The sequence below is a fragment of the Rhodovulum sp. PH10 genome, from assembly GCF_000293785.1.
Classification (GTDB): domain Bacteria; phylum Pseudomonadota; class Alphaproteobacteria; order Rhizobiales; family Xanthobacteraceae; genus Rhodoplanes.
The window spans coordinates 1-5864 of record NZ_AKZI01000147.1 but is presented as its reverse complement, the minus strand read 5'-3'; the positions used below and the strand labels follow the sequence as shown (position 1 = coordinate 5864).

Below are 5864 nucleotides of genomic sequence, written 5' to 3'. Positions count from 1 at the left end.
GGAGGGCCGCGGGGGGGGGGCGGCCGCTGGCTCGGCGGGAGGCACCCCTCACCCGGCTCGACCGTCACCTCGCTCCGTTCTCGCCACCCTCTCCCCGCATGGGAGAGGGTTTCGTTTTGGGCGGCTGTCTCGCCTCCGCGGACGATGCGTCACCGTGATCGGGTCGATGAAAGAAAAAAAACCGCCGGGCAAAAATGCCCGGCGGTGAAGTCGTCCAGGTCTGCCGGAGAAAATCAGTCGTGGAAGGTCTCGCCGTGCAGCGCGAGGTCGAGGCCTTCGATCTCCACCTCTGGCTTCACGCGGAGGCCGATGGTGACGTTGATGAGGAGGAGCAGGATGGTGCTGATCACGCCCGACCACACCAGCGTCAGCGCGACGCCCTCGAGCTGCAGCAGGAGCTGGCCGGGGTTGCCGTCGATCAGGCCGGCCTTGCCGGCGCCGCCGATCGCGGCGGTGGCGAACACGCCGGTCAGGATCGCGCCCAGGATGCCGCCCACGCCGTGCACGCCCCACGCATCGAGCGCGTCGTCGTAGCCGAACAGGTGCTTCATCGTCGAGACGCTGAAGTAGCACACCACGCCGGCGGCGAGGCCGATCACCAGCGCGCCGGTGACGCCGACGAAGCCGCAGGCCGGGGTGATGGCGACGAGGCCGGCGAGCGCGCCCGACACCGCGCCGAGCAGGCTCGGCTTGCCGCGCGCGATCCACTCGACCACCGTCCACGACACCACCGCTGCCGAGGTGGCGAAGTGCGTGTTGATCATCGCGATGCCCGCCCCCGAGCCGGCGGTGAGCGCCGAGCCGGCATTGAAGCCGAACCAGCCGACCCACAGCAGCGAGCCGCCGATCATCGTCATGCCGACATTGTGCGGCGCCATGTCCTCGCTACCGAAGCCCTTGCGACGGCCGACCATCATGCAGGCGATCAGGCCGGCGACGCCGGAATTGATGTGCACCACGGTGCCGCCCGCGAAGTCGAGCACGCCGGCGCTGGCCAGGAAGCCGCCGGGGCCCCACACCATGTGGGCGATCGGCGCATAGACCAGCACCAGCCAGAACGACAGGAAGATCATCGCCGCGGAGAACTTCATGCGGTCGGCCGGGCCGCCGAGAATGATCACCGCCGTGATGATCGCGAAGGTGAGCTGGAACATCACGAAGACGAATTCCGGAATGGTGGGCGCGAGCGGCGCCAGCGTGTCCGGGGTGATGCCGGCGAGCATCACCTTGTCGAGCCCGCCGAAGAACGGCGTGCCCTCGGTGAAGGCGATCGAGTAGCCGATCACGATCCAGATCACCGAGAGGAGGCCGGCGCCGAAGAAGCTCTGCATCAGCACGGCGAACACGTTCTTCTTGCGGACCATGCCGCCGTAGAACAGCGCGAGGCCGGGCACCAGCATCATCAGCACGAGCACCGAGGAGACCAGCATCCAGGCGGTGTCGCCGGGATTGAGGGTCGGTGCCGGCGCGGCCGCCGCGGCGTCCTGCGCGTGGGCGCTGCCGAGGCCGGCGAGAAGCGGCACCAGCGCCGTCGCCAGGCCGAAAGCGGAATGTCGTATCGTCTGTCGCATGGGAGATCGTCCTCGAAAGGCTACAGGGCAGCGCTGCCGAACTCGCCGGTGCGGATGCGGCCGGCGGCTTCCAAATCGAAAATGAAGATCTTGCCGTCGCCGATCTGACCGGTACGGGCGGACTTGCCGATGGCCTCGACCACCTTGTCGGCGATCGCGTCGTCGATCGCGATCTCGAGCTTGACCTTCGGCAGGAAGCTCACGGCGTACTCGGCGCCGCGATAAATCTCGGTCTGGCCCTTCTGGCGGCCGTAACCCTTGCATTCGGTGACGGTCATGCCCTGCACGCCGATCGCGGTCAGCGCGTCGCGCACCTCGTCGAGCTTGAACGGCTTGATGACGGCAATGACGAATTTCATGAGTGCTCCCGTGTCACGGTCTTTCCCCCGGTCGGAAAATCGATTGAGCGGATTGTCTGGTTCTACGGGGGAGGCAAGCATACAAGGACCGTGCCATGGGCGCGGCCGTTCCGCCGCGAAGCGGGGCTCGCACGGCGTGAAAGCGGTCCGGCGGACGGGGAGGATCGCGAACGGCGATGGCGCGCACTCGCGCGCGCTCGTGCGCGGCCTTGCGCACGGCCGAGGAGCATCGGGAGGGGGCGGGAGCGGGCGCCGGGCCGGCGGGGCGCGGGTGCGAGGCAGCGAGAACGAATTTTTCCTGCTGCGAAAAAGGGCAGGATTGCGGCACGCCTGCCCATCAGGCATGCGCCGACCGAGACGGTCTCTCAGGTCTGGCGCGGATAGACGATGATCGAGAGATAGGTCATCGGCCGCTCGACCAGCGTCTCCGGGCCGTGCAGCGCGCGCGAATCGAACAAGAGCGAGTCGCCGGGGCACAGCCGATAGGTCTGGTCGCCGTGGCGATAGACCACCTCGCCGGTCAGCATGTAGATGAACTCGATGCCGGCGTGCTGGAAGCCCGTATAGGGCACCGCGTTCTCGTGCAGCGTGATGAGATAGGGCTCGACCACGACGTCGCCGCGCAGCACGTGGCCGAGCAGCTGGTAGACGTGGCCGACCTTGGTGCCGCGCCGCTCGATCACCAAACCCTGGCCGGCGCGCACGAACGAGCAGTCGCGCTGATCCTCGAAGGCGGAAAAGAGGGTCGAGAGCGGCACCGACAGGGCGCCGGCGATCGCCTGCAGCGTGCTCAGGGAGGGCGAGATCTGGCCGTTCTCGATCTTCGACAGCATGCCGGTCGAGATGCCCGCGGTGGCGGCGAGATCGGAGATCGACAGGTCGTGGTGGCGGCGCAGCGCCCGCACCTGGCCGCCGATCGCCCGCTCGAGCGAGTGCTTGGTGGTGGCCGGGGCGCTGGAGCCGGTGGCGAGGTCGGCCTCGGGCGAGGGGGCTGCGCTCGCTGCGCCCGAAGCGGCGGGGGCGTGGTCGTCGGCGGCGGGGTCGCGCCGGCCGCGGGATGCGCCGGCGGCCCCGGCGGCGGGCCGGCCGGCCTTCTTCGCCGGCGCACGGCGCGCCGCTTTCACGGTCCGGGATTTTTTGGGCGGCGGCTGCGGCATGCCGAAAACTCCTCGTCGGTCCGGGGCACCCTGCGATGCACACGAGGTCGCGGCCGACCCGGACGGGCCGGTTGCGGACCTCCTCCGCAGGGGCGGCGTGCGGAACGCGAGCGCGCCGCGCGATCGCTCGACCCGTCGACGGGCCGCGGGTTCGACCATGAAACTGTTTTTTCTCTTATGGCGAGGGGACGCGCCGATCAAGCGGCGCGGCAGGCTGGCAACGTGCTCGCCCGGCTCTGCCGTTCCGCCCGTCCGGCGCGTGTGCCGGGCGGGGGCTGCGTCGGCACACATGGCGCGGGACATTAACCTGTTCGGTCTACGGTAGATGTTCGAGGCTCCAGCGGACCGCCGTGGCATGAAAACGATCCAGTCGCTGCAAGTGCTGCGGGGCGTCGCCGCCACGGCGGTCGCCTATGCGCATGCGATGGACATGGCGCTCGCCAACGGGAATCCGTGGCAGGCGCGGATCGGCCACCTGGACAATCTCGGCGCCATCGGGGTCGACCTGTTCTTCGTCATCAGCGGCGTGATCATCACCTTGACCGCGCGCTCGATCGTCGACAGGCGCTCGGCGCACGTCTTTGCCGCGCGCCGCTTTCTCAGGGTCGCGCCGTTCTACTGGATCGTGTCGCTGGTGTTCATCCTGCCGTGGCTCGCCGACGGCCGCTCGGTCGAGTTCGGCCGGCTCGTCGCGACGGTCGCCTTCTATCCCTGTCTCGGCGGGACGTGGCACGACCCGGTGCTCGACATCGGCTGGACGCTCTGCTTCGAGATGCTCTTCTATGCCGGCGTCTATCTCGCGGGGTTTTTGCGGTTCTCCTCGCTGGCGATGCGGGCGGGGGCGGTCGTCGCGGTGATGGCGCTCGCGCATCTCGCCGGTGCCGAGGCGATCCGCGGCTTTCTTCTGAGCCCGATGCTGCTCGAGTTCGGCCTCGGCATCGTGATCGCGCGGCTCTATCTCCGCGGCTCGGTCGATGCCCGCACCGCCCGCACGCTGCTCCTGCTCGGCGGGGTCGGGCTCTCGATGAATATCGCGTTCGGCTACGGCGACGTCCATCTGATGGCGCGGGTCGTCGACGGCTCGCTCGCCGCCCAGCGCGTTCTCCTGTGGGGCGTGCCGAGCGCCGCGCTGGTCGCGGGCGCGCTGCTGCTCGAGCGGGCGACGGGCGCGCGGCCGCCGAAGAGTCTCGTTCGGGTCGGCGATGCGTCCTATGCGATCTATCTCACGCACCCGCTGCTGTTTCCCGCGGTGGAGCGGGTGGTGGCGAGCGGGATTTTTCCGGCCGACGCCGTGGTGCTGCTCGCCACTTCGGTGGCGGTCGGCGGTGGGCTCCTGTCCTATCTCACGATCGAGCGGCCGCTGGTCGAGGTCGGGCGGCGCCTGGTCGATTCCGCCTTCGGCATCGCTCCGCGGCTCGAGGCCGGCCGTCCCGCTTGAACGTCCCGCCCGGGCGCTCCGCCGCGCCGGGCTCACGCCCCCTCGACCGCGAAAAAATCGATCGGCCCGACGCCGAGCAGCGACAGTTTCGCCCGCGCTTTCAGCGGCAGGGCGAGCTTGCGAAAGTCCGGACGGCGGGAGAGCAGCAGGTAGCGCGACGGGTTGACGTGGACGACGCGGATGGTGCGCGGGCCGGCGGGGCAGGGCGCGGTGATCCGCTCGGCGACCCTCTCGAGGGTTCGCGCGCCGAACGGATTGTAGAAGAAGAGAACGAGGTTGCCCGGCGGCGGCTCGAAATCGACGGCGTTGGCATGCACCACCGCGACGTCGCGGCAGGCGAGCCCGTCCTTCGGATGGCCGGCGATGTTGTCGGCCGCCTCCGCGGCGAGGGCAGCGGAATATTCGACGCCGACGCAGCGCGCAAAGGGAAGCCGCGCCGCGGTGAGCAGCGCCCGGCCGCGGCCCGCCCCGTAATCGACGAACGAGAACTCCTCCGGCCGGATGTTCAGCGCCTCCAGCGCCCACAGGAGCGGCAGGCGGGGAAACGCCTCGTAGCGGCGGTCACGCGGGCCGCCGGACGGGCCGACCACGTCGCTTTCGGCCACGGTGCGCGCCTCGCCGGTCGGCCAGCGTTCGAGCGCGTCGCAGGCGCGATCGTGGACCAGCCGGTGAAGCAGGATCTTCGTCGTTCGAACGTAGTAGCCCATCGGGGGTCCGTGACGCGGCGCGCGGAGAATCGGCGCCTCGCCTGCGCACATCGTATACCAACCGGGCGTTACCGAGGCGTTCAGTCCGGCCGGCGGCCTTCGGTCGGCGGCTCGGCCGTGATCCGCCCGCCGAACCGTGCGTGAAGGCCCTTCTCGATCGGCCCGCCGAGCAGCAGCACGAAGAACAAGAGCGGCAGCGCGGTGGCGATCACGCTCCAGGCTGCGACCGCGCACACCACGCCGAGGCTCGCGGTGACCCAGGTGCAGGCCGCGGTGGTGAGGCCGCGCACCTGCGCCTCGCCGGTGCCGCGCACGATCACGCCGGCACCGAGAAAGCCGATGCCGGTGAGCACGCCCTGCACGACCCGGCTCACGGCGTCCGGGTGACCGCCCGGCAGCGCCGGGTCGATCACCGCGATCACCGCGATCGCCGCGCCGAGCCCGACCAGGCCGAGCGTGCGCATGCCGGTCGGCTTGCCGTGCAGGTCGCGGTTGAGGCCGAGCACCATGCCGATCGCGGTCGCCACCGCGAGCCGTAGCGCGATGTCCCACTCGGTCACCCCGGCCTCCCTTTGCGCCGCGCCCTCAGAGCCTGACCGAAAATTGAGTGAGTGATTTCGGGGGACTGTGAT

Annotated in this window: 6 protein-coding genes; 1 reads left to right on the top strand and 5 read right to left on the bottom strand. The window is 69.9% G+C overall.

The genetic code is table 11. The annotated features are described in order from the left end of the window. Positions 1 to 233 precede the first annotated feature (233 nt). From A33M_RS19455 to A33M_RS19445, 3 genes are all read right to left on the bottom strand, one after another. A complete protein-coding gene (locus tag A33M_RS19455) occupies positions 234 to 1571 on the bottom strand; it encodes an ammonium transporter (protein ID WP_008390879.1) in 1338 nt (445 codons plus the stop codon). A 20-nt stretch (positions 1572 to 1591) separates the two neighbouring features. Then, the gene (locus A33M_RS19450) at positions 1592 to 1930 is read right to left on the bottom strand and encodes a P-II family nitrogen regulator (RefSeq protein ID WP_008390877.1); all 339 of its coding nucleotides are present in this window, start codon (positions 1928 to 1930) and stop codon (positions 1592 to 1594) included. A gap of 365 nt (positions 1931 to 2295) precedes the next feature. Then, positions 2296 to 3087 carry a helix-turn-helix domain-containing protein gene (locus A33M_RS19445; protein WP_008390874.1) on the bottom strand — a complete coding sequence of 264 codons (792 nt, stop codon included), beginning with the start codon at positions 3085 to 3087 and terminating at the stop codon, positions 2296 to 2298. Between the two features lie 355 nt (positions 3088 to 3442). Here A33M_RS19445 and A33M_RS19440 point away from each other — a divergent pair, with 355 nt between their 5' ends. Beyond that, positions 3443 to 4525 (top strand): acyltransferase family protein, encoded by a 1083-nt coding sequence (locus tag A33M_RS19440; RefSeq protein ID WP_008390873.1) that lies wholly within the window; start codon positions 3443 to 3445, stop codon positions 4523 to 4525. 32 nt (positions 4526 to 4557) lie between these two features. On the opposite strand, the gene A33M_RS19435 is transcribed toward A33M_RS19440, so the two are convergent. Next, positions 4558 to 5232, bottom strand: a complete 675-nt coding sequence (locus A33M_RS19435) for a hypothetical protein (RefSeq protein WP_008390871.1) — start codon at positions 5230 to 5232, stop codon at positions 4558 to 4560. Positions 5233 to 5312: 80 nt separating this feature from the next. After that, a complete protein-coding gene (locus tag A33M_RS19430; RefSeq protein WP_008390869.1) occupies positions 5313 to 5792 on the bottom strand; it encodes an MgtC/SapB family protein in 480 nt (159 codons plus the stop codon). Positions 5793 to 5864 lie beyond the last annotated feature (72 nt).